General features: G+C 71.9%; 22 protein-coding genes. 15 read left to right on the top strand and 7 right to left on the bottom strand.

All coding sequences use genetic code 11. The annotated features are described in order from the left end of the window. The first annotated feature begins 63 nt into the window (after nt 1-63). Nucleotides 64-948, top strand: coding sequence for an RNA polymerase sigma factor SigJ (gene sigJ, locus ABZ738_RS10015; RefSeq protein ID WP_131052609.1), 885 nt, complete (start codon nt 64-66; stop codon nt 946-948). A 10-nt stretch (nt 949-958) separates the two neighbouring features. Here sigJ and ABZ738_RS10020 read toward each other — a convergent pair whose 3' ends face one another. Together ABZ738_RS10020 and ABZ738_RS10025 are read right to left on the bottom strand one after the other, a co-directional pair. Further along, nucleotides 959-1,582: a DUF6518 family protein gene (locus tag ABZ738_RS10020; RefSeq protein ID WP_176094209.1), complete on the bottom strand. Its 624-nt coding sequence runs from the start codon at nt 1,580-1,582 to the stop codon at nt 959-961. 64 nt (nt 1,583-1,646) lie between these two features. Then, nucleotides 1,647-2,270, bottom strand: coding sequence for a hypothetical protein (locus tag ABZ738_RS10025; RefSeq protein WP_131052611.1), 624 nt, complete (start codon nt 2,268-2,270; stop codon nt 1,647-1,649). A gap of 158 nt (nt 2,271-2,428) precedes the next feature. Here ABZ738_RS10025 and ABZ738_RS10030 point away from each other — a divergent pair, with 158 nt between their 5' ends. Further along, the gene (locus ABZ738_RS10030) at nt 2,429-4,045 is read left to right on the top strand and encodes a serine/threonine-protein kinase (protein ID WP_357212239.1); all 1,617 of its coding nucleotides are present in this window, start codon (nt 2,429-2,431) and stop codon (nt 4,043-4,045) included. A gap of 105 nt (nt 4,046-4,150) precedes the next feature. On the opposite strand, the gene ABZ738_RS10035 is transcribed toward ABZ738_RS10030, so the two are convergent. Further along, a complete protein-coding gene (locus ABZ738_RS10035) occupies nt 4,151-4,924 on the bottom strand; it encodes a FadR/GntR family transcriptional regulator (RefSeq protein ID WP_357212242.1) in 774 nt (257 codons plus the stop codon). 188 nt (nt 4,925-5,112) lie between these two features. Here ABZ738_RS10035 and ABZ738_RS10040 point away from each other — a divergent pair, with 188 nt between their 5' ends. From ABZ738_RS10040 to ABZ738_RS10095, 12 genes are all read left to right on the top strand, one after another. Beyond that, the gene (locus tag ABZ738_RS10040; protein WP_131052614.1) at nt 5,113-6,354 is read left to right on the top strand and encodes a sugar ABC transporter substrate-binding protein; all 1,242 of its coding nucleotides are present in this window, start codon (nt 5,113-5,115) and stop codon (nt 6,352-6,354) included. Between the two features lie 70 nt (nt 6,355-6,424). After that, the gene (locus ABZ738_RS10045; protein ID WP_236145676.1) at nt 6,425-7,378 is read left to right on the top strand and encodes a sugar ABC transporter permease; all 954 of its coding nucleotides are present in this window, start codon (nt 6,425-6,427) and stop codon (nt 7,376-7,378) included. After that, nucleotides 7,375-8,190 (top strand): carbohydrate ABC transporter permease, encoded by an 816-nt coding sequence (locus tag ABZ738_RS10050; protein ID WP_131052615.1) that lies wholly within the window; start codon nt 7,375-7,377, stop codon nt 8,188-8,190. The genes ABZ738_RS10045 and ABZ738_RS10050 overlap by 4 nt, the downstream gene beginning before the upstream one ends. Before the next feature lie 7 nt (nt 8,191-8,197). Next, nucleotides 8,198-9,346 carry a galactonate dehydratase gene (dgoD, locus tag ABZ738_RS10055; protein ID WP_131052616.1) on the top strand — a complete coding sequence of 383 codons (1,149 nt, stop codon included), beginning with the start codon at nt 8,198-8,200 and terminating at the stop codon, nt 9,344-9,346. 2 nt (nt 9,347-9,348) lie between these two features. Next, nucleotides 9,349-9,972 carry a bifunctional 4-hydroxy-2-oxoglutarate aldolase/2-dehydro-3-deoxy-phosphogluconate aldolase gene (locus ABZ738_RS10060; protein ID WP_236145677.1) on the top strand — a complete coding sequence of 208 codons (624 nt, stop codon included), beginning with the start codon at nt 9,349-9,351 and terminating at the stop codon, nt 9,970-9,972. 75 nt (nt 9,973-10,047) lie between these two features. Next, complete coding sequence (locus tag ABZ738_RS10065) at nt 10,048-11,007, top strand: sugar kinase (protein ID WP_357212245.1); 960 nt, start codon at nt 10,048-10,050, stop codon at nt 11,005-11,007. Between the two features lie 26 nt (nt 11,008-11,033). Next, on the top strand, nt 11,034-12,263 hold the full coding sequence (manD, locus tag ABZ738_RS10070; RefSeq protein ID WP_131052619.1) for a D-mannonate dehydratase ManD: 1,230 nt from the start codon (nt 11,034-11,036) through the stop codon (nt 12,261-12,263). Further along, nucleotides 12,253-12,819 (top strand): gluconokinase, encoded by a 567-nt coding sequence (locus ABZ738_RS10075; RefSeq protein ID WP_131052620.1) that lies wholly within the window; start codon nt 12,253-12,255, stop codon nt 12,817-12,819. The genes manD and ABZ738_RS10075 overlap by 11 nt, the downstream gene beginning before the upstream one ends. 219 nt (nt 12,820-13,038) lie before the next feature. Then, the gene (locus tag ABZ738_RS10080) at nt 13,039-14,868 is read left to right on the top strand and encodes an AMP-dependent synthetase/ligase (RefSeq protein WP_131052621.1); all 1,830 of its coding nucleotides are present in this window, start codon (nt 13,039-13,041) and stop codon (nt 14,866-14,868) included. A 301-nt stretch (nt 14,869-15,169) separates the two neighbouring features. Next, a complete protein-coding gene (locus tag ABZ738_RS10085) occupies nt 15,170-15,739 on the top strand; it encodes a hypothetical protein (protein WP_357212248.1) in 570 nt (189 codons plus the stop codon). Further along, nucleotides 15,736-17,106: a histidine kinase gene (locus ABZ738_RS10090; protein ID WP_357212250.1), complete on the top strand. Its 1,371-nt coding sequence runs from the start codon at nt 15,736-15,738 to the stop codon at nt 17,104-17,106. Before ABZ738_RS10085 ends, ABZ738_RS10090 begins: the two co-directional genes overlap by 4 nt. Next, complete coding sequence (locus ABZ738_RS10095) at nt 17,103-17,756, top strand: response regulator transcription factor (RefSeq protein ID WP_131056940.1); 654 nt, start codon at nt 17,103-17,105, stop codon at nt 17,754-17,756. The genes ABZ738_RS10090 and ABZ738_RS10095 overlap by 4 nt, the downstream gene beginning before the upstream one ends. Here the strand turns inward: ABZ738_RS10095 and ABZ738_RS10100 are convergent. From ABZ738_RS10100 to ABZ738_RS10110, 3 genes are read right to left on the bottom strand one after another with little or no spacing between them, the layout of a single operon-like run. Continuing rightward, complete coding sequence (locus ABZ738_RS10100; protein WP_357212252.1) at nt 17,726-18,424, bottom strand: lysoplasmalogenase; 699 nt, start codon at nt 18,422-18,424, stop codon at nt 17,726-17,728. The two genes, ABZ738_RS10095 and ABZ738_RS10100, sit on opposite strands and share 31 nt — an antisense overlap. Further along, on the bottom strand, nt 18,421-19,278 hold the full coding sequence (locus tag ABZ738_RS10105) for a sterol desaturase family protein (RefSeq protein WP_131056935.1): 858 nt from the start codon (nt 19,276-19,278) through the stop codon (nt 18,421-18,423). The genes ABZ738_RS10100 and ABZ738_RS10105 overlap by 4 nt, the downstream gene beginning before the upstream one ends. Beyond that, complete coding sequence (locus tag ABZ738_RS10110) at nt 19,275-19,991, bottom strand: GntR family transcriptional regulator (RefSeq protein ID WP_131056937.1); 717 nt, start codon at nt 19,989-19,991, stop codon at nt 19,275-19,277. The genes ABZ738_RS10105 and ABZ738_RS10110 overlap by 4 nt, the downstream gene beginning before the upstream one ends. A gap of 205 nt (nt 19,992-20,196) precedes the next feature. Here ABZ738_RS10110 and ABZ738_RS10115 point away from each other — a divergent pair, with 205 nt between their 5' ends. After that, the gene (locus tag ABZ738_RS10115) at nt 20,197-20,889 is read left to right on the top strand and encodes a hypothetical protein (protein ID WP_357212255.1); all 693 of its coding nucleotides are present in this window, start codon (nt 20,197-20,199) and stop codon (nt 20,887-20,889) included. A 158-nt stretch (nt 20,890-21,047) separates the two neighbouring features. On the opposite strand, the gene ABZ738_RS10120 is transcribed toward ABZ738_RS10115, so the two are convergent. Beyond that, nucleotides 21,048-22,622 carry an FMN-binding glutamate synthase family protein gene (locus ABZ738_RS10120; protein ID WP_176094195.1) on the bottom strand — a complete coding sequence of 525 codons (1,575 nt, stop codon included), beginning with the start codon at nt 22,620-22,622 and terminating at the stop codon, nt 21,048-21,050. Between the last annotated feature and the right edge of the window lie 45 nt (nt 22,623-22,667).

A 22,667-nucleotide genomic window follows, 5' to 3' on the forward strand; every position in this document is an offset into this window, starting at 1 on the left:
TCGGCGTCGTCACATCGGCGGGCTCGGCGGGGTCGAGCGGGTGGACCCGGAGGAGGGCGAACGATGATCGAGTCTGATCGGCTGGCCGCGCAGTTCGAGGAGCAGCGGCCGTACCTGCGGGCGGTGGCCTACCGGATGCTCGGCTCCCTGGGGGAGGCCGACGACGCCGTGCAGGAGGCGTGGTTGCGGCTGGCCCGTACGGACGCCGCCGCGCTGGACAACCTGACCGCCTGGTTGACGACGGTGGTGGCGCGGGTCTGCCTGAACACCCTGCGGACCCGTCGGCGTCGTGGCGAGGAGCCCCTCGACGCCCGGGTGCCCGATCCGGTGGTCGACCCGGAGGGTGCCGACGATCCGGAACACGCCGCGGTGCTGGCCGACTCGGTGGGGCTGGCGCTGCTGGTGGTCCTCGACACGCTCGCCCCGGCCGAGCGGCTGGCGTTCGTGCTGCACGACATGTTCGGTGTGCCGTTCGACGAGATCGCGCCGATGGTCGACCGGACGCCGACGGCCGCGCGTCAACTGGCCAGCCGGGCCCGACGCCGGGTACGCGGACAGGCGCCGCTGCCGGACGCCGATCTCGGCCGTCAGCGCGAGGTGGTCGACGCGTTCCTCGCCGCTGCCCGGGACGGTGACTTCGACGCGCTGGTCGCCGTGCTGCACCCGGAGGTGGTGCTGCGGTCCGACGGCGGTGCGGGCCGTGCCCGGTTCACCACCGTGATCAGGGGTGCCACCTCCGTCGCCGCCGAGGCCACGTCGTTCGGCCGGTTCTCGCCGTTCGCCCGGCCGGCGGTGGTCAACGGCGCCGCCGGGGTGGTGGTGGTCGCCGCCGGACGTCCCCTGTCGGTGATGGCCTTCACCGTCGCGGACGGACGCGTCGCCGCGATCGACGTGATCGCCGATCCGGACCGGCTGGACGCGCTGGATCTCGCCGCGTTCACCGACTGACGCCGGGCGGTCAGCCGAAGTTCGCCAACCGGAAGGCCGCGAACCCCACCAGCGCGAGCGGCACCGCCGTGGCCAGCGCGACCAGCCGCTGCCGGGCGGTGCGGCCGACCAGGACCACGACCAGGACGCCGAGTACCGCGTTGATCAGGGCGTTCCAGAGCGGTTCGATGCCGTAGCTCGGGTGGTTGATCCGTCGCGCCTGCAACAGCGCCTCGGCGAAGAGAACGGCGGCGGGCAGCGCTGTCCCGATCACCCGCCGCCACCCCGTTCCGCGTGCCCAGACACCGCCGACGCCGAAGACCACTCCGGCGAGGACTCCGAACGCCATCCAGATCAGCGAGGTGGTCGCCCCCAGCACCGCCCAGTCGTCGCCCTGGATGAGCGCCGCCGCGACGTAGTAACTCGGCACCGCGACCACGAGCCCGACGGCGGCACCGACGGCCGCCCGGACCGGGCCGGAGCGGACCCGGAACCCGAAGGCGAACGCCGCCACCGCCCACACCGCGCTGGAGTTGCCCAGTTCGGCGAAGGGATACGGCACGTACTTGATCCACACGAAGTCGAGGAAGCCGAGCAGGAAACCGCCGAGCACGGCGAGGAGGGCCACGCGTCGGTGGTCGGGGGCGGGACGCATGGCGCAGAAGCATACTCGGTATGCAGCGGGTCGCCGCTGGCTGGGGAAGCCGTATCGGCGGTGGTCAGCGCGGTGCGGCGTACGCCAGCGGCGCGCTCACGTCGTCCCAGGTGCCGATCAACGCGACCCCGGTCGCCGTCGCGCCCGCGCCCGGACGGCGGACCACGGTCAGCTCGACGCCGTCCGTGACGATCACGGTCAGGTCGCCGTCCACGATCGACCGCACGGCACCGACCGGAGGCACCTCGGCGGCCGGGGCGTCGCTGGCGATGTCCATGTTCGGCGGGCGTACCTGCCGCTCGCCGTCCTCCTCGAAGTACTCCTCGGCCTGGCCGGTGCCGGCGAGGACGGCGTCGGCCAGCGCGGACGCGTACACCGGGTCGCCGCAGGCGTCGTAGACCCACCGTCGGCCCAACGCCGAGTGCTCCATCGTGCCGACCAGCCGGTCCTCCGCGCCGGCCAACGGCTCGCCGCGATAGGTGAGCGGCACCTGGTGCACCGGGCCGGTGCCGACGCGCACCAGCAGCGTCTCGATCCCGACCTCACCGGCTGGATCGTCGAAGCGGTACGCGCCCACGCGGACCACCTCGGCGTCGGCGTCCCCGCGATACCAGACGCGGCCGGGCAGCCACGTCGCCAACAGCTCCAGTTTGGTGGGGCGCAGTTCCGCCCGGTGCAGCAACGCCATGTCCGCATGGTACGGAGGCGGCCCGCCGGGCCCGCACTCACCGTTGGCCGTTTCGCTCAGGAGTGGCGGTAGGGTGTCGAATCGACCTCCGAGTATCCGTAGGGGAAGATCATGCGCAGAACGGTTCCCGGGTCGGCCACGAACTGTGGAATGGGGACGTGAACCAGCCACTGCGCCCCGGTGATCCGGCGCGGCTCGGCGGGTACGACCTGCTCGGCCGGCTCGGTGAGGGCGGTATGGGTGAGGTGTTCCTGGCCCGCAACGGGCAGGGCCGGCAGGTGGCGATCAAGATGATCCGCCCGGATCTCTCCGACGACGGCGAGTTCCGGGCCCGCTTCCGCAGCGAGGTGAACCAGGCTCGCCAGGTGCCGCCGTTCTGCACCGCCGAGGTGCTGGACGCCGATCCGGATCACGATCCGCCGTACCTGGTGGTGGAGTACGTCGACGGGCCGAGCCTCGCCCAGGTGGTCCGGGCGCAGGGACCACTCGGTGCGGGCGCCCTGCACAGCATGGCCGTCGGGGTGGCGACGGCGCTGGCCGCGATCCACGGCGCAGGGGTGATCCACCGGGACCTCAAGCCGGCCAACGTCCTGGTCGCGTTGGGCGGCATCAAGGTCATCGACTTCGGCCTCGCCCGTGCCTTCGAGGCGACCAGTCAGCACACCCGGACGAACCACATGGTCGGCACCATCGCGTACATGGCACCGGAGCGGTTCGAGACCGGGCGTGATCGTACGGTCGGTCCGGCGGCGGACGTCTTCGCCTGGGGTGCGGTGGTCGCCTACGCGGCCACCGGGCGGACGCCGTTCGCGGGCGACTCGCCGGCTTCCACCGCGATGCGGATCCTCAGCCAGCCGCCGGACCTCACCGGCCTCGGCGGGCCGTTGCGCGGGTTGGTCGAGCGGGCGCTCGCGAAGGACCCGGCGGAGCGTCCCACCGCCCGCGCACTGCTCGACGAACTGTTGACGACGGCACCGTCGTCGCGCGAGGCCGACCGCATGCTGGCCGCCGCGGCGTCGGCATCCGCCGTCTCGTCGGTGTCGGCGGTGAGCGGCGGTGGGACGCCCGGTCGTGGGAGCGACGCCCCGGTGGCACCGAAGCCGGTGTCCGACGGCCGGGTGAGGAAGCGGCGGAGCCGGCTGGTGCTGGTCGCCACGGTGGTCGCGGCGTCGCTGCTGGTGCCGGCCGTGCTGGTCGGCCCGCGTCTGCTGCGTGGCGTCCTCGATGGTGCCGCGACCTCCACCGGGCCGTCCGTCTCCCGGAGTCTGGATCCGGTGCCGGCCGGATCGGGTAAGCCGAGGACCTCGCTGGATCCCGTCGAGGCCGCCCTGGGCATTCTCAACGGGCAGCGTCGGACCCTGCTGCACGTGGCGGAGATCGACCGCGACCTGTCGGTGGACGGCGACGGCAGGGTCCACGTCGGTGACGGCACGGGGCCGGACGCCGTCTTCGTCCTTCAGCCGTTCGGCGTCGACTACATGATCAAATCCTTGAATCCCGAGATCGCACACCGGCCCTGCCTCGGGGTGAAACGCCAGCCGAGCACGTCCTCCTCGCTGGTGGGCGCCGATTGTGTGGCGACCCAGGCGACACTGTTCAGCATCAGGCCGATCGAGGAGAGCAAGGACGACCAGGGTCGCCCCACCCACGTGCTGTACAACGAGGAGCACGGCTTCGTGCAGTGGAGCCGGAGCCGCAAGGTGATCTACGTGGAGTTCCTCGGCGACGGCGAGGTCGACACCACGTTCAGCCTGGTCGACCGAGGGGCCGTCTGATCCGACCGTCCTGCCGGCCGGTCCGATCCGGCAGGACGCGGACGGCCTGGCCGTGCCGACCCGGGACGGACGTCGACCGCTCCGCCCGGGCCGGTTCCGGTCCCGTCAGGCGGGCTCGGGCTCGGGCTCGGGGGTGAGCCCCTGCTCCCAGATCGAGGACATCTCCTCGAACGCGTGCTCCATGATCTGCACCATCGCCTCGCGTGCGGTCTCGCCGTCGTGGCGCTGGATCGACTGGGCGACGTCGGCGTGCAGTTGCAGGGCCTGCTCGTGCGGGTAGTGCGGCATCAGGTGGTAGTGGTGGCGTCCGATGAGGACCTCGGCGACCAGGCTCTGGAGCTTGACGAACATCTCGTTGCCGGAGGCGCGGAGCACCCGCTGATGGAACTCGATGTCGAGGTTGAGGAAGCGTTCCTCGTCACCGGCCTTGCCGGCGGCCCACATCTTGGCGGCGAGGCCGACCAGGTCGCTGGCCTCGTCGTGGTCGACCCGGCGTGCGGCGAGCCAGGCGGCGTGCGGCTCCACCGCGGTCCGTAGCTCGGTGATCGAGCGGATCTGGGCGATGCGTCCGGCGGAGGCGAGCCGCCAGCGGATCACCTGGGGATCGAAGACGTTCCAGTGGTGCGCCGGCCGGATCATGACGCCGACCCGGCGGCGGGTCTCGATGAATCCCATCGACGCGAGCACCCGGAGGACCTCCCGGACCACCGAGCGGGACACGGCGTAGCGGTCCACCAGGTCGTCGATGTTCAGCACGGCTCCGGAGGCCAGCTCGCCTCCGCAGATGGCCGTGCCGAGGTGATCGAGGACGCGGCCGTGCAGCCCGGTCTCGGTCGGGGCGGTTTGGGTGGGTGTCACCCCGGGTGAGGGAACCTTCACGGCTCGGATCATATCAGTTAGGTCTCCCCCTTGTATAAGTCTGCTTTTTCGGCCTAACATCCGGACGTTAAGCGGATGTAACAGCCCGAGGTCGCGCTCGTCCCCCCGAGGCGTCGGCCAGGACAGAAGGAGAGACGGACGTGGGACGTCGATCAATAGTTGGGACATCTCTGGCGGTCGTGGCCGCCATGACCCTCTCCGCCTGCGGCGGTGGTGGTGAGGACAGCGGAGCCTCGGACACGGTGCGCGTGACGCTGGTCAACCACGTCTGGACCGAGAACATCCGGAAGGCGCTGCCCGAGTTCGAGCAGCAGACCGGTCTCAAGGTCGAGGTCACCCAGCTCGGCGAGGACCAGCTTTCGGACCAGTACAACGTGAAGCTCAACGCGGGCTCCGACGACATCGACGTGATGATGTACCGGCCGCTGCAGGAAGGCCGACTGTTCGCCAAGAACGGGTACCTGGCCGACCTGACCGACAAGGCCAAGGACAGCTCGGACTTCGACTTCGCCGACTTCCAGGACGCCCCGGTGAGCGCCACCACCTACGAGGAGAAGGTGGTGGGCATCCCGATCATCACCGAGCAGCAGGTGCTCTACTACCGCAAGGACCTGCTGGAGAAGTCCGGCTTCAGCGCCCCGCCGCAGACGCTCGACGAGCTCAAGGCGCAGGCGACCAAGATCCAGGCGGACAACCCCGGCGTGGCCGGCTTCGTGGCCCGGACCGGTAAGGCCGCCGCCGTCACCCAGTTCTCCAGCTTCCTCTACAGCTTCGGCGGTGACTTCGTCGACGAGGCGGGCAACTCCGCCGTCAACAGCGAGGCCGCCAAGCAGGCGTACGCCTTCTACGGCGGGCTGCTGCGCGAGCAGGGTCCGGCCAACATCAGCACCGACATGAGCTGGTCCGAGGCGATGGCCATCTTCACCCAGGGCCAGGCCGCCTTCTACCCGGAGGCCAACTCGCTCTACGCGAACGCCACCGACCCGAGCAAGTCGCGGGTCTCCGAGAACGTCGGCTTCGCGCCGTTCCCGGCCGGTCCGGCCGGTTCCAAGCCGTACAACATCCCCTCGTGGGGCCTGGCGATCAACGAGGCCTCGGGCAACCAGACCAACGCCTGGAAGTTCATCGAGTGGGCGGCCGGCAAGGAGCAGTCGCTGGACCAGCAGAAGGCCGGCACCCCCGGCGCCCGCGCCTCCGTCTTCGAGAACCCCGAGGGCACCTCGACCTACCCGGAGGACATGGCGCAGGCGATCACCGTGAGCCTCGCCAACGGCGTGGGTCACGACCGGCCCGTGGTCGAGCGCGTGGCGCAGGCCCGGGAGATCGTCGGTCAGCCGATCGTCGACGCCATCACCGGTCGGGACGCCGCCGCCTCGGCGGACACCGCCCACGAGGCGTTCCAGAAGTTCCTGGACGACGAGGCCCGCTAGGACCGAGCGCGGGGGTGGCGGGGCCGATCGTCCCGCCACCCCCGCCCGGCCTTCCCATCACGGAGATCTGATGTCAGCAGTCAGCGCCCCCGAGCGGGCGACCAGTAGCGCCTCCGTCATGCCCGACACGCCCGGTTGGGCGCGTTGGGCCAACGACCATCGCAAGTGGCTCTTCGCGGCCCCGGCCATGGCCTTCGTCGCCGCGCTGATCATCTTTCCGCTCGCCTGGACGGCGTACCTCAGCCTCACCGACTCCTCGGGGTCGGTCCGCGCCGAGTCGGAGTTCATCGGTTTCCGGAACTACGTCGACGTCCTGACCGACACCGACCGGTTCTGGCCCGCCGTCGCGCGGACCGGTGCCTTCACCGGTGTCGCGTTGCTCGTCGAGGTCGTGCTCGGCATGGCTATCGCCCTGCTGTTGTGGCGGCCGTTCCGGGGCGAGAAGTGGGTCCGCGTCGCCATCCTGTTGCCGCTGGTGGCCACCCCGGTCGCGGTCGGCATGATGTGGCGGCTCATCTTCGACCCGAACATCGGCCTGGCCAACCAGGCGCTCGGCTGGGTCGGCATCGGGCCACAGCCGTGGCTCGCCGGTCAGCACACCGCGCTGCCCACCACGATCTTCATCGACATCTGGCAGTGGACGCCGATGGTCGTGCTGATCCTGCTCGCCGGGCTCACCTCGCTCTCGGACGAGCCGCAGGAGGCCGCGATGATCGACGGTGCCAGCGCCTGGCAGCGCTTCCGGCACGTCACACTGCCGCTGCTGATGCCCACCGTGATCGTCGCGGTGCTGCTGCGCGGCATCGACGCGCTGAAGACCTTCGACATCCTGTACGCCACCAAGGGGCGCGGCGGCGGTTCGTTCAACGAGGTCGAGACGCTCAACGTGTACGCGTACGGGCTGAGCTTCGACTACAACGAGTACGGCCTGTCGTCGACCGTGTTGATCCTGTTCTTCCTGCTCATCATCGCCCTGATGTGGGTCCTCACCGCGCGCAAGAAGAAGGAGGAGGCGGGCCGATGAAACCGGGCAAGGGTTTCAAGATCTTCCGCGTGGTCGCGCTGATCGTCGTGGTGCTGTCGCTGGTGGCGCCGCTGATCTGGATGGTCGCCGCCTCGTTCAAGACCAACGTCGACATCTACGACTCCAGCAAGGCGCTGGTCTTCACGCCCACGCTGGACAACTACAACACGGTCCTGCAGCAGGCCAACTACGTCCAGTTCATCGTCAACAGCCTCTGGGTGGCGTTCGCGGCGACGACGCTGTCGTTGCTGCTGGGCGTGCCGGCGGCGTACTCGATGAGCCGCTTCAACATGAAGAAGTCGGCGCTGGTCGTCCTGATGGCCCGGATCATCCCCGGCGTCTCGCTGCTGGTGCCCTGGTACTACGTCTTCTCGAACCTGCGCATGGTCGGCGGCTTCAGCGTGCTGATCCTGAGCCACATGTTCGTCTCGCTGCCGCTCATCGTCTATATCATGATGGGCTACTTCGACGGCCTGCCGGACGAGTTGGAGGAGGCCGCACTGGTCGACGGGCTCACCCCGATCGGCGCGTTCCGGCGGATCACCCTGCCGCTGTCCGTACCGGGCATCGCCACCGCCGGCATCCTGTCGTTCATCTTCTCCTGGAACAACTTCATGTTCGCGCTGGTGCTCTCCGGTGCGAGCACGAAGACCCTGCCCGTGGCGATCTTCGACTTCGTCGGATACGCCAGCATCGACTGGGGCGGCCTGATGGCGGCGACCACCGTGGTCACCCTGCCGATCATGCTGATCGCCCTGTTCGTGCAGAAGTACGTGGTCTCCGGTCTCACCGCCGGTGCGACGAAGGGCTGACACGATCATGACCACCATCGCCCGCGTCGAGACCTTCCTCGTCGCACCCCGTTGGCTGTTCGTCCGGGTGGAGACCACCGACGGCATCGTCGGCTGGGGCGAGGCCACCTGCGAGGGCCGCTCGGAGACCGTCCGCACCGCCGTCGAGCAGCTCTCCGAGCTGCTCGTCGGGCAGGACGCGCTGCGCATCGAGGACCACTGGCAGGTGATGACCAAGGGCTCCTTCTATCGCGGCGGGGCGATCCTGGCCAGCGCCGTCGCCGGGCTGGACCAGGCGCTGTGGGACATCGCCGGCAAGCGGTACGGTGCGCCCGTGCACCAGTTGCTCGGCGGACCCGTCCGGGACCGGATCCGGGTCTACGGCTGGGTCGGCGGTGACGAACCCAGCGAGGTCCGTGACCACATCGCCGCGCGGGTCGAGTCGGGTCTGACCGCGGTCAAGATGAACGCGTCCGGGCGGATGAGCCCGCTGGCCTCCGTCGCCGAACTCGACGCGGTGGTGCAGCGGGTCGCCGCCGCCCGCGAGGTGCTCGGCGACGAGCGGGACGTGGCGGTGGACTTCCACGGCCGGTTCACCCTGGCCAACGCCCGTCGGGTCGCGCCGCTGCTGGAGCCGTTCCGGCCGCTGTTCCTGGAGGAGCCGGTGGTGCCGGAGAACTCCCACCTGATCGGCGAGTTCGTCCGCTCCACCAGCACGCCGGTCTCCACCGGGGAGCGGCTGTACAACCGGCAGGAGTTCCTCCCGGTGCTCCAGGCCGGCATCGCGGTGGCCCAGCCGGACCTCGCGCACGCCGGTGGCATCACCGAGGTACGCAAGATCGCCGCGCTGGCAGAGACGTTCGACGTGCAGCTCGCCCCGCACTGCCCGCTCGGGCCGATCGCGCTGGCCGCCTGCCTCCAGGTCGGCTTCGCCACGCCGAACTACCTGATCCAGGAGCAGAGCATCGGCATCCACTACAACCTCGGGGCCGAGGTGCTGGACTACTGCGTCGACCAGCAGCCGCTGACCTTCGTCGACGGGTACGTGCAGCGACTCACCGCACCGGGGCTGGGCATCGAGATCGACGAGCAGGCGGTGCGGGCGGCCGACAAGCGCGGCCACGCCTGGCGCAGCCCGATGTTCCGGCACCCCGACGGCTCCTACGCGGAATGGTGACCATGACCTTCGACATCACCGCCGAACTCACCCGGTCCCGGATGCTGGCCATCATCCGGGGCACCGACACCGCCGCCGCCATCGCCACCGGCACCGCCCTGCTGGCCGAGGGCGTACGCGTGGTGGAGGTGGCCCTGACCACCCCGGGTGCGCTCGACGTCATCGCGGCCATCCGGGCCGACGCCCCGGCCGACACGTTCGTCGGCGCCGGCACGGTGCTCACCGTCGCCGACGTCGCCGACGTGTCGGCGGCCGGCGCGCAGTTCGTGGTGACGCCGGCCGTGGTCGAATCGATCGCCGAGGCGGCCGGGCGTGGTCTGCCGGTCGCGGCCGGCGCGCTGAGCCCCACCGAGGCGTACACGGCGGTGCGGTCGGGGGCGAGCGTGGTCAAACTCTTCCCGGCCTCGGTCGGCGGGCCCTCGTACCTCAAAGCGCTGCGCGACCCGTTCCCGGACATCCCGTTCGTCGCGGTCGGCGGGGTCGGCCTGGCCGAGTTGCCCGGCTACCTGGCGGTCGGCGCGATCGCCGTCGGCGTGGGCGGTCCGCTGGTGGGCGACGCCGCCTCCGGTGGAGACCTCGACGCCCTGCGCGACCGGGCCCGCCGCTTCCTCGACGCGGTGCGGTGACATGAACGAGCGTCAGCGAGTGAATCATCGTGTTCGGGTGTGTCATGGCGACGCGCAGCGCAGCGGAGCGGTGACATGACCGAGCCTCGGCGGGATCTGCTCACCGTCGGTGAGGCGCTGGTGTCGTTGCGGTCCTCCGGTCCGCTGGCGGCCGGCGGCCCGTTGCGCATGCACCTCGCCGGCGCCGAGTCCAACGTGGCCATCGGTGTGGCGCGGCTCGGGCACCGGGCGGCCTGGGCCGGCCGGGTCAGCGACGACGAGTTGGGCGAGTTCGTGCTGCGGCAGTTGCGGGCCGAGGGCGTCGACACCGCCGACGTACGGCGGGACCCGGAGCGCCCGCCCGGCGTGATGTTCCTGGAGCGGCGCACCGCCGACGTGTCCCGGGTGCGCTACCTCCGGGCCGGTTCGGCGGGCGCGGCGCTCGACGTCGACGACCTGCGCGCTCCGCTCGCCGCCGGTGCCCGCCTGCTGCACCTGAGCGGGATCACCCCGGCGCTCTCCGACAGTGCGCGGGCTGCGGTGAGCTGGGCGGTCCGCACGGCGGCCGAGTCCGGCATCCCGGTCAGCCTGGACGTCAACTACCGGGCCGGCCTCTGGTCGCGGGACGAGGCCCGCGCGGCCCTGACCCCGCTCGCCGGGTACGCCTCGGTCGTCGTGGCCTCCACCGACGAACTGGACCTGGTCGCCGAGGCCGGGGCCGACGAACACGGTGCCGCCGCCGACCTGCTCCGGCGGGGGGTGTCGACGGTGCTGGTCAAGCTCGGTGCCGACGGCGTCCGCGCGTACACCGTGGACGGTGTGGAGCACGTGCCGGCGGTGCCGGTCACCGCCGTCGACACCGTCGGCGCGGGTGACGCGTTCACCGCCGGCTATCTTTCCGGGCATCTGGACGGGCTGGACCTGACCGACCGGCTCCGGCGCGCGGTGGCGCTCGGGGCGTTCGCGGTCGCCGGACACGGCGACTGGGAGGGCCTACCCCGCCGCGACGAGTTGTCCCTGATCACCGGCAGCGCCGCCGGCACCACCCTTCGCTGAGCATCACCTGCGAGAAAGGCACCCTCGTGAAGATCGTCGCTGCAGACGTCATCGTCTCCAGTCCGGACCGCAACTTCGTCACCTTGAAGATCACAACCGAGGATGGCATCACCGGCCTGGGCGACGGCACACTCAACGGGCGTGAACTCTCGGTCGCCTCGTACCTGCGTGACCACGTCGTCCCGCTGCTGATCGGCCGGGACGCGCACCGCGTCGAGGACGCCTGGCAGTTCCTCTACCGCTCGGCGTACTGGCGGCGGGGACCGGTGACCATGGCGGCCATCGCCGCGGTGGACGTGGCGCTCTGGGACATCAAGGCCAAGGCCGCCGGGATGCCGCTCTACCAGTTGCTCGGCGGTGCGTCCCGCAACGGCATCATGGCGTACGGGCACGCGTCGGGGCGGGACCTGCCGGAGCTGTTCGACTCGATCCGGGCCCACCTCGACCAGGGTTACCGGTCGATCCGGGTGCAGACGTCGGTGCCCGGCATCAACGCCGTGTACGGGGTCGCCGCGCAGCCCAGCACCGGCGGCAAGCGGTACGACTACGAGCCGGCCCAGCGCACCCCGCTGCCGGCCGAGGAGGACTGGGACACCCGGGCGTACATGCGTCACCTGCCCGGGGTCTTCGAGGCGGTCCGCAACGAGTTCGGTCCGGAACTGCCGCTGCTGCACGACGGCCACCACCGGATGACCCCGATCCAGGCCGCCAAGCTGGGCAAGTCCCTGGAGCCGTACGACCTGTTCTGGCTGGAGGACTGCACCCCGGCGGAGAACCAGGAGGCGCTGCGGCTGGTGCGTCACCACACCACCACGCCGCTGGCCATCGGCGAGATCTTCAACACCGTGTGGGACTACCAGACCCTGATCCGGGAGCAGCTCATCGACTACGTGCGCTCCGCCGTCACCCACACCGGTGGCATCACGGCGATGCGCAAGCTGCTCGACTTCGCCGCGCAGTACCAGATCAAGTCCGGTATCCACGGCCCCACCGACATCTCGCCGGTCGGCATGGCCGCCGCCCTGCACCTGGACCTGGCCATCCACAACTTCGGCATCCAGGAGTACATGCGGCACGGTCCGCTCACCAACGAGGTGTTCCGTCAGTCGTTCACCTTCGACGACGGTTACCTGCACCCGGGTGAGCAGCCCGGCATCGGTGTCGAACTCGACGAGGAGGCCGCCGCGCGCTACCCGTACCAGCCGGCCTACCTGCCGTTCAACCGGCTGATGGACGGCACGGTCCATGACTGGTGACCTACCGACCCGGCACATCGTGGTGATGGGGGTGTCGGGCGCGGGCAAGACGACCGTGGCCCACGGCGTCGCCGCGCTGACCGGGCTGGTGTTCGCCGAGGCCGACGAGTTCCACTCGGAGGCCAACGTGGCGCGGATGCGGGCGGGCGTACCCCTGGACGACGACGCACGGTGGCCGTGGCTGCGGGCCCTGGCCGGATGGATGGCCGACCGGCACCGGGAGGGCGTGTCGACGGTGCTGGCCTGCTCGGCGTTGAAGCGCTCCTACCGGGACGTGCTGCGGCAGGGCCCGCCGAGCGTCGACTTCGTCCACCTCGACGGACCGACCGAGACCATCCGGCAACGGATGTCGTTGCGCGCCGACCACTACATGCCGCCGAGCCTGCTGGACTCGCAGACCGCGACGCTGGAACCGCTCTGGCGGGACGAGCGTGGCGTGGTGCTCGACCTGCAACTCTCCACCGGTGAGCTGATCGAGTCGGCGGTACGGCGACTCGGCCTGCCGGTGCGTGACCTGGCCACCGGCGTACCCGTGGTGGCCGAGCCTCCGGCGTAACCACCGGACGGCGCGTGGGGGGCGGTGGTCCGGCTTGTCCCGGTCGGGCCACCGCCGTCCGTGTTCCCGGGCCGGTCCGGCAGGGTGCCGGTCGGGCGGCGGCGTGCGGTTCTAGCACGGGCCGCACCGGCGCGGGACGCGTATTCGCGTTTCCGGGACCGGGCTCGCGCCACCGGGCCACCATCAGCCCGACGGCGACACGACGGCAGGTGGGCGGGCGTGCGGGAGACAGCGGTTGATCCGATCGTCGGCGGCGAGGACGGCAGCCTGGCCGACCGGGTGTGGCGCAACGCGGCGGAGGATCCGGACGCCGTCCAGTTCGTACGCCCCGACCCCGACCCCCGCTCCTGGCCGGTACGGCGCTCCGGGCGGGGCGGCCCGCTGCCGGTGACCTGCCGGCAGTTCCGCGACGACGTGCTGGCACTGGCCCGGGGCTTCCTCGCGGTCGGCGTCGCGCACGGCGACCGGGTGGGGCTGCTCAGCCGGACCCGGTACGAGTGGACCGTGGTCGACTACGCGCTCTGGTCCGTCGGTGCGGTCACCGTGCCGATCTACGACACCTCCAGCACCGACCAGATCCGGTGGATCCTCGGCGACTCGGGCGCGGTCGGCTGTGTGGTGGAGACCGCGGACCACGCCGCGACCGTCACCGGACTGCGGCCGGACCTGCCCGAGCTGCGGCAGACGTGGCGCATCGACGCGGGCGACCTGATCACGTTGACGGCCCAGGGGCGGGCCGTCGACGCCGACGAGGTGGACCGGCGGCGTGCGGCCGTGACCGGCCGGGACATCGCCACCATCGTCTACACCAGCGGCACCACCGGCGCGCCGAAGGGCTGCGTCCTGACCCACCGCAACATCTCCACCGACATCGGCAACGCCACCGCCGTGCTGCCCGACCTGCTGCACCCCGGCGCGTCGACGGTGCTGTTCCTGCCGCTGGCGCACGCCTTCGCCCGGCTCATCCAGGTCGGCATGGTGCACACCCGGGCCACCATGGTGCACAGCGCCGACATGTCCGGCGTGCTCGACCAGCTCCGCCGGTTCCGGCCCACGTTCATCCTCACCGTGCCCCGGATGTTCGAGAAGATGTACGACCAGGCCCGGCAGACCGCGCAGGACGGCCACCGCGGCGCGGTGTTCACGCTCGCCGAGAAGGTGGCCGTGCGGTACAGCCGGGCCCTGGACCGCGCGGGCGGGCCCGGACTACCGCTGCGCCTGGCCCACCGGGTGTTCGACCTCGTCGGGTACCGCCGGCTGCGGGCCACCCTCGGCGGGCGGTGCCGGTTGGCGATCGTCGGCGGGGCGCCGCTGGGGGAGCGGCTCGGACACTTCTTCCGGGGCGCGGGCCTCACCGTGCTGGAGGGGTACGGGCTGACCGAGACCTCGCCGGCACTCGCGGCCAACCTGCCGACCGCGATCCGTATCGGCACGGTGGGTCGGCCGCTGCCCGGGGTCCGCGTCCGCATCGCCGACGACGGGGAGATCCACGTCCGCAGCGAGGTGGTGTTCCCGGGGTACTGGAACAATCCCGAGGCCACCCGGGCGGCGATGACCGACGACGGGTGGCTGCGTACCGGTGACCTCGGTCGACTCGACGACGACGGTTACCTGCGGATCACCGGCCGGACGAAGGAGATCATGGTCACCGCGGCGGGCAAGAACGTCGCGCCCGCGCCGATCGAGGAGCTCATCCGCGCGCATCCCCTGGTCAGCCAGTCGATGCTGGTCGGCGACGGCCGCCCGTACGTCTCCGCGCTGGTCACCGTCGATCCGCAGGCGTGGCTGCGGTGGCGGGAGAGTCACGGGCACTCCGGTGCCTCGCTGGCGTCCCTGCGTGACGACCCGGGTCTGCGCGGCGAGATCCAGCACGCCATCGACGACGCCAACCGCACGGTCTCCCGCGCCGAACAGGTCAAGACGTTCCGCATCCTGGCCCGGGACCTGACCGAGGACGACGGCGAACTGACCCCCACCCTCAAGATCAAGAGAAACACCGTCGAGTCCCACTTCGCCGACGACATCTCCGCCCTCTACCACCAACCCTGACCCCGCCCGTTACCCCCCGCCCGCCCCGCCCCCGCCCCTGCCCCTGCCCCCGCCCCTGCCTTGTTGATCAAGGAGTTTGGTTCACGATCCACGAAGAAACAGGACTCAAACTTCTTGATCAACCCGGGCGGGGCGGTGGGGGGCGGCGGGGCAGGGCAGAGCGGGGCGGGGTGGTGGGGTGGGGGTCGGGTGAAGGGGGGAGGTGTCAAGCGGCGGGCGGACGGATTCGGTGTCGGTATCTGACAGCCGGATGATCGTTTTCGGCCTACGGTTCACGCACCCGCTCCCCCGGAGGACCAGAGTGTGCGTCGACACGGCCATTCGCGCCGAGATCAGAGTTTCCGTCCAGGACCGTCGTGCGACCGACCGGGCCGCCGGCCACGTCGCCGCCGGTGTGTTGATCGACGGCGACCAGGTGCTCGTACCCGACCCGCCGAAGCTGCTGCTCGACCCGCACGCCGACCTCGAGGTCGTGATCTTCCCCGCCGGGCTGGTCGAACACCTGCCGATCGAGGTGGCGCCGGTGTGGAAGTGGCGGCGTTTCGGACTGACCGACCGCGCGCCGCTGGCGCTCGTCGCCTCCCTCGGCCGGACCTCGGGCTACCGCGCCCAGGTCGGGCACGCCGATCCGGCCGCCCTGGCCGAGGCGATCGAGGCCGCCGGTGGTGACCTGTGGGAGGCGCTGCGTCGGCAGGAGATCGTCCGGGGCGACATCCACGTGATCGACGAGGACCTGCTGCGCCGGGCCGGTGAACTGGAGCAGGCCCAACGCGAGCCGCGCCGGGCCGAGCACCGGTTCGACTCGATGCGCGACCTGACCGGCGGCTTCTGCATCCTCTTCTGCTTCTGCCAGCCGCACGGCCCCCGATGACCACCCCGCCCGGCCCGCCGAGCGCCGCCGGCCCGCCGAGCGCCGCCGGCCCGCCGAGCGCCGCCGGCCCGCCGAGCGCCGCCGGCCCGCCGCCCACGCCGCCCGGCCCGCCGACCGCCGCCGGGTCACCGCCCGCACCGGCCGTCCGGCCCGAGTCGGCGGCGGTCGGGAGCGTGGACCCGTCGGACCGTACCCGCCGACCGGCCGGGCGGGACGTCCTGGTCTCCGCGGTGGTCTGGGTGCTCGACCTGGCGCTCTTCTCCACCGCTGGCTCCGACCTGGGTCGGGCCGGACCCGACGGTTCGACGCTGCTGCTGGTGGCCTTCGCGGCGTTGGCCCCGGTCGCCCTGCTCTGGCGTCGCCGGGCGCCGGTCACCGTGTTCGCGCTGGTCTGGGCACTCGGCCTGGTCGGCACCGCGCTGGTTCCCGGCTACCAGCCGGTGCTCGGCGTGCTGGTGGCCCTCTACGCGGTGGGTGCCCACGCGCCGGCCGACCGCGCCTGGGCCACCGTCCCGGCACTGGCGCCGTACCTGGTCATCGCCGCCAACGAGGCGTGGCTGGCGGGACGGGAGGACGCCGGCCGGCGTACCGCCGTCTTCGTCGGGCTCGCCCTGGTCTATGCCACGGTCGTCGCCGGCACGTGGGCGCTGGGCCGGTGGGCCGGCAGCAACCGGCGGCGACTCGCCGCCGCCGAGCGGCTGCGGGTGGTCGAGGCGCAGCGGGCGGTCACCGACGAGCGGGCCCGGATCTCCCGCGAGCTGCACGACATCGTCGCGCACAGCGTCACGGTGATGCTGTTGCAGGCCGGTGGCGCCCGCCGGATCGTGACGACCGACCCGGACCGGGCCGGTCAGGCGCTGGCCCACATCGAGCAGGCCGGCCGGCAGGCCGTCGAGGAACTGCGGCGGATGCTCGCCGTCATCGCGCCCGGCGACCCGCCGGCCCCCGTCGAGGACCGGCATCCCGGGCCCGCCGATCTCGACGACCTGGTCGTCCGGATGCGGGACGCCGGACTGCCGGTGACCCTGACCGTCGACGGCCCGCCGCGACCGGTGGACGCGAGCGTGGGCCTGGCCGCCTACCGCACGGTGCAGGAGGCGCTGACCAACGCCGCCCGGTACGCCGGCCCGCAGGCCACCGCCACCGTGCGGCTCACCTGGGGCGACGACCTGGAGGTCGAGGTCCGCGACACCGGCGGCACGCCGTCGGGCGGGCTGCCGTCCACCGGTCGGGGCCTGCTCGGCCTGCGCGAGCGTGTCGCCGTGGTCGGCGGCGAGCTGGCCGCCGGACCGCTGCCGGGCGAGGGCTTCCGGGTGTACGCGCGCCTGCCGCTGCGCGCCCTGTCGACCGTGGCGGTGACCTCCTGATCCGGGTGCTGCTCGCCGACGACCAACCGCTGGTGCGGTCCGGGATCGCGATGCTGCTCGCCGCCGAGGCGGACATCGAGGTGGTCGGCGAGTGCGACGACGGTGCCGCCGCCGTCGAGCTGGCCCGCCGGATCCGCCCCGACGTGGTGCTGATGGACGTGCGGATGCCGGGCACCGACGGGGTGACCGCCACCCGCCAGATCACCGCCGACGACGCCGAGGTGCGGGTGCTGGTCCTCACCACCTACCACGTCGACGACGCGGTCCGCGCCGCGCTGCGGGCCGGTGCGTCCGGGTTCCTGCTCAAGGACGCCGTCCCCGACGAACTGACCATGGCGGTCCGTGCCGTCGCGGCCGGCGAGGCGTGGCTGGACCCGGCGGTGACCCGGGCGCTGCTGACCGAGTTCGCGGCGCTCGGCGAGCACCGTGCGCCCACCACCGCCGAGCTGGACCGGCTCACCGACCGCGAGCGGCAGGTGCTGGTGCAGATGGCACACGGGCTGTCCAACGCCGAGATCGCCGCGCGGCTGCACATCGGCGACGCGACGGTGAAGACGCACGTCGGCCGGGTGCTGATGAAACTCGGACTTCGTGACCGTGCCCAGGCGGTCGCCGCCGCCTACCGGGGCGGGCTGATGCCGCCGGTATGACCGGGCTCGTCGCGGGCCGCCCAGCCCGTGGTGATCAGCAGCAGCGCCGCGCTGTAGGTCGTCATCACCAGCACCCCGTGTGCGGGCAGCGTGGTGCCGGCCGCGCCGAGGCCGATCAGCAGGTCCGACACGAGGAACAGCGCGGCGCCGACCGCGACCCACCGGTTGACGGCTGTCGCGGTGGCGGCCATCAGGGTCAGCGCCAGGCCGTACCCGAGCACCGGCCAGCGCAGGTCGCCGAGGCGCGGCCAGAGCAGCGCCATCGCGCCCGCCCAGAGCAGCAGGTACCCGACCAGCGCCGGCACCGGCGGCCGCCTCAGGCGGACGAACGCGGTGATCAGCGCCAGTTGCGTACCGAGGAAGCAGCCCATCCCGACCAGGAACGCGACCTCGCCCGGCACCAGCAGCGCGATGTCACCGGCGGTGGCGAAGACCAGCGCGACAGCGACCAGGCCGGTCTGTCCGCGTACCCGCCAGAGCCAGGCCAGCAGCAGCGGCGCGAGCAGCGGCTTGGCCAGCCACTGCACCGGGGTCGCGTCGACCGCCACCGCGATCAGCTCCACGACCGCCACCACCAGGAACGCCCCGAGCCAGGGCGTGCCGCGCCGGGTACGCGCTGACCGGTCCGGTCGACGCGTCGGGTCGGTGGTGTGAGTCGGCCCGCTCATCCGGCCAGCGCCCCGGGTCGGGCGGTCGCCCGCGCGGGCTGCCAGCCGGGGCGACCCAGCAGGTAGCCGAGCCGGTGTCGCCAGCTCGTGGTGCCGCGCAGGTCCCGCCAGATCGCCGCGTACTCGTGGGTGGCCACCCGCAGTGGGTGGTACGTGCCGATGTTCGTGGTCAGTCCGTACCGCACGGCGTTGCCCTCCGGGGCGAAGGTGCCGAACAGCCGGTCCCAGACGATCAGGATGCCGCCGTAGTTGCGGTCGAGGTACTCGTTGTTCGACCCGTGGTGCACCCGGTGGTGCGACGGGGTGTTGAAGACGAACTCGATCGGCCGGGGGAGCACGGTGATCCGTTCGGTGTGCAGGAAGAACTGGTACAGCAGGCTGATCGACTGCTGGAGGAAGATCATCCACGGCGGGATGCCGAGCAGCGCCAGGACGAGCCAGAACGGCAGCGAGGTCATCGGCGTCCAGCTCTGCCGCAGGGCGGTGGAGAAGTTGAAGAAGACGCTGGAGTGGTGCACCACGTGCCCGGCCCAGAAGAGCCGTACCTCGTGGTGTGCCCGGTGGAACCAGTAGTAGGCGACGTCGTCGGCGAAGAACAGCAGCACCCACACCCACCAGTCGCCGGGGGAGAGCTGGAAGGGCGAGACGGTGTACGCCGCCGCGTACAGCCCGACGGTGAGCAGCTTCCAGGGCACGCCGACGAGTTGGCTGCCGGCACCCATGGTCAGGCTGGTGGCGGTGTCCCGTGCCTGGTAGCCGCGTGCGGTGTCGTCCGGCGCGAACCGGTACGACAGCGCCTCGACGAGAATCAGCAGCAGGAACGCCGGAACGGCGTAGAGCACGGCGGGGATCATGCGCGGCTGTCCTTCCTGGCGGGATCGGTGAGGGGGGCTGTCAGCAGGGCCCGCGCCTGGTCGGCGGCGTCGTCGGCCCGGCCCTCGGCGATGGCCCCGGCCAGCCGGCGGTGCCCGGTGACGTCGAGCAACTCGGCGGCGCGCCGCTGCGGCGGGACCTTGCCGACCGCGAGGGCGCCGGCCACCAGACTGTTGAAGGCCAGCAGGTACGCGGTGTTGCCGCTGCCGCAGAGGATCCGCCGCCAGAGCACGATATTGGCCTCGCCCATCGCCACCAGGTCCGGTGCGAGGGCGCTCAACTCCTCGACCGCGCGGACGACCTGGTCCCGGGCGGCCGGGTCGGCCCGACGGGCGCAGAGCCGGGCGGCGTCGACGCCGATGCACGCGCGCATGTCCATCATGTCGCGCAGCAGCGTGGTCACCGGGAGTACGTCACCGGACTGCACCAGCGACAGGGCCAGGTCCAGCCCGGCGTGCACCCGCCAGTCGAGCACCCGGGTCGCCCCGCCCTGGCTGACCCGCACCAGGCCGAGCTGCTGCAACCGGCGCAGCGCCTCGCGGACGGCGTGCCGGTTGACCTGGAACGCGGCGGCCAGTTCCCGCTCGCCGGGCAGGGTGTCGTCGGTCCGGTAGGTGCCGCTGACGATGGCGTCGCGGAGCTGCCCGAAGACGAGGTCGGAGACGGAGGCACGAGTGACGGGGACGAATGCCATGCCGGGCAGTGTGGCGCAACGCACGTCAACTCGTCAACTGGTTGGACCAGTGTCCGTGAACTGTCCATGTCCCAACACATGGAGCAATCTGTGATCGGAGTATCGCTGTGGGTTAAGGTCGTTCGCGTTCGCTGACCGTGACCAGACGGCACCGGCCGGCACCGGTGTCCGCGTCACCGACCGGCCCGACGACACAGGAGCTCTCGTGCAGGTCACCCCGCTGGTCCACCGCGCCCGCTGGAGCGACATCGACTGGATCGTCGACCTCGTCACCGCCACCGTCGCGCCGACCGCCACCGGCGCATGGCTCGTACCCGATCCGCGACGGCGGCCCGCCGTCCTCGCCGCCGTGGCCCGGATCCGGGTCGAACACGCCCTTCTCTTCGGCGACGCCTTCCTGCTGGCGAACGGCGCGGCGGCCACGGTCTGGTTCCACCGGTACCGGCCGATCCCGCCGCCGCCCCGCTACGACGAACGGCTCGACGACGCCTGTGGCGTGCACGCCGCCCGCTTCCGCCGGTTCGACGAGGTCCTCGCCGCGCGACGCCCCGAGGAGCCACACCAGCACCTGGCCCTGCTCGCCGCACCGCCGGACGCCGACCGGGCGGGGCAGGCCGCCACCATCCTCGCCGGCAGTCACCAGTGGATGGACACGCTCGGCCTGCCCACCTACGCCGAGGCGCACCACGAGGCCGACCACCGCCTCTATCGCCGTGCCGGCTACCAGGAGCGGTGCCGTCTCGTCCGTGCCGACGGGCGCCGGGTCGCCGGGCTCTGGCGCCCCGCCCCGCCCGCCCGCCTCGACCGGGTCGTCGACGTCGGGTCCCGTGCGGGCATCGCTGCACACCGCGACACGCCCCTGCCCGCCGCCGACGCGGACGCCCCGCTCGTCCGGTGACCGGGCCCCGGACCCGCCGCGCCCGCATCGACCGAGGCCACAGGTCGGGCAGCACCCGCAGCAGCGCCCGCGCGGTGCCGAGCACCGTGACCGTGTCGGCGGTCGGCTTCGCCAGGATGCGCGAGCGCGTCGCCCGACACGTCAGATCGTCGGGAGAATCATCTGCGTGCGGTCGGGGACGGGGGAGCGCTGCCGCCCTGCGGAGCCTCGGTGGACATCAGGTCCCGGATCGCCTTCTGATCGGCGGCCGAGGGCAGGCCCCAGTCCGGCTGGTACCCGTACACCTCGCGTAGCGGGGTGGAACTGGTGCGGCCGCCGAGGATCTCGACGGAGTCGGCGTCGATGAGTCCGGGGTGTTCCACCCCGCAGGCCTCGGCCACCTTCATCAGATCCCGTCGCAGGGTCTTGACGTAGTGCGCGGCACGCTCGGCCTTCGACGTCGGGTCCAGGCCCCGGGCCAGCCAGGCGTTCTGGGTGGCCACCCCGGTCGGGCAGCTGTCGTCGTGGCACTTCTGCGCCTGGATGCAGCCGATGGCCAGCATCGCCTCGCGGCCGACGGCGAGCATGTCGCAGCCGAGCGCGAACGCGACCACCGCGTTGTCCGGCAGGCCGAGCTTGCCGGCACCGACGAAGACCACCTGCTCGTGCAGGTCGCGCTCGGCGAAGATCGGATAGACCCGGGCGAAGCCCTGCTGGAACGGCAGTGACACGGAGTCGGTGAAGATCATCGGTGCGGCGCCGGTGCCGCCCTCGCCGCCGTCGACGCTGACGAAGTCGACGCCCCGGTCGGTGTCCCGCATCAGGTCGGCCAGCTCGGTCCAGAAGCTCAGGTCGCCGACGGCGGACTTGATGCCGACCGGCAGGCCGGTCTCGGCGGCCAGCAACTCCACCCAGTCGAGCAGGCTGTCGCAGTCGGAGAACTCGGCGTGTCGGGACGGGCTCACGCAGTCCCGACCGACCTGGATGCCCCGGGTCTCGGCGATCTCCGCGGAGACCTTCGCCGCCGGCAGCAACCCGCCGAGGCTCGGCTTGGCACCCTGACTGAGCTTGATCTCCAACGCCCGGACCGGGTTGGCGGCCACCACGTCCTTGAGCCGGGCCAGGTCGAACCGGCCCCGGTCGTCGCGGCACCCGAAGTACGCCGTGCCGATCTGGAAGATCAGCTCACCGCCGTTGCGGTGGTACGGCGACACCCCGCCCTCGCCGGTGTTGTGCAGGCAGCCGGAGAGCGCCGCACCCCGGTTCAGCGCCTCGACCGCCCGCCCGGACAACGAACCGAAGCTCATCCCCGAGATGCTCACCACCGACTCGGGCCGGAAGGCGCGGGCCCGGCCCCGGGCCGCGCCGAGCACCTTGGCGACGGGCAGCCGGACGTCGTGGCCCATGGTCGGGACCGACGGCGGTACGGGCCGACCGAAGGTGCGGTGCTTGATGATCGGATAACCGGCGGTGTACTCGATGTCGTTGTCGGTGCCGAACCCGAAGTAGTTGTTCTCCTGCTTCGCCGAGGCGTACACCCAGCGGCGCTGGTCGCGGGTGAACGGGCGTTCCTCGTTGTTGCCGGCGACGATGTACTGCCGCAGCTCCGGCCCGATCGACTCCAGCAGGTAGCGAGCCCGGCCGAGCACCGGGAAGTTGCGGCGCAGCGCGTGTTCGCGTTGAAGCAGGTCGCGTGCGGCGAGCGCGGCGAGTGCGGCGACGGCGGCGGGTACGGCGTGGCGGGCCCATCTCATCCCGCCACACTTTCCGACTCCGGGCCAGGTCAAACGTCCCGGCGA

This window comes from Micromonospora sp. NPDC047793 (assembly GCF_040642635.1).
In the GTDB taxonomy this organism is placed as follows: Bacteria; Actinomycetota; Actinomycetes; order Mycobacteriales; family Micromonosporaceae; genus Micromonospora.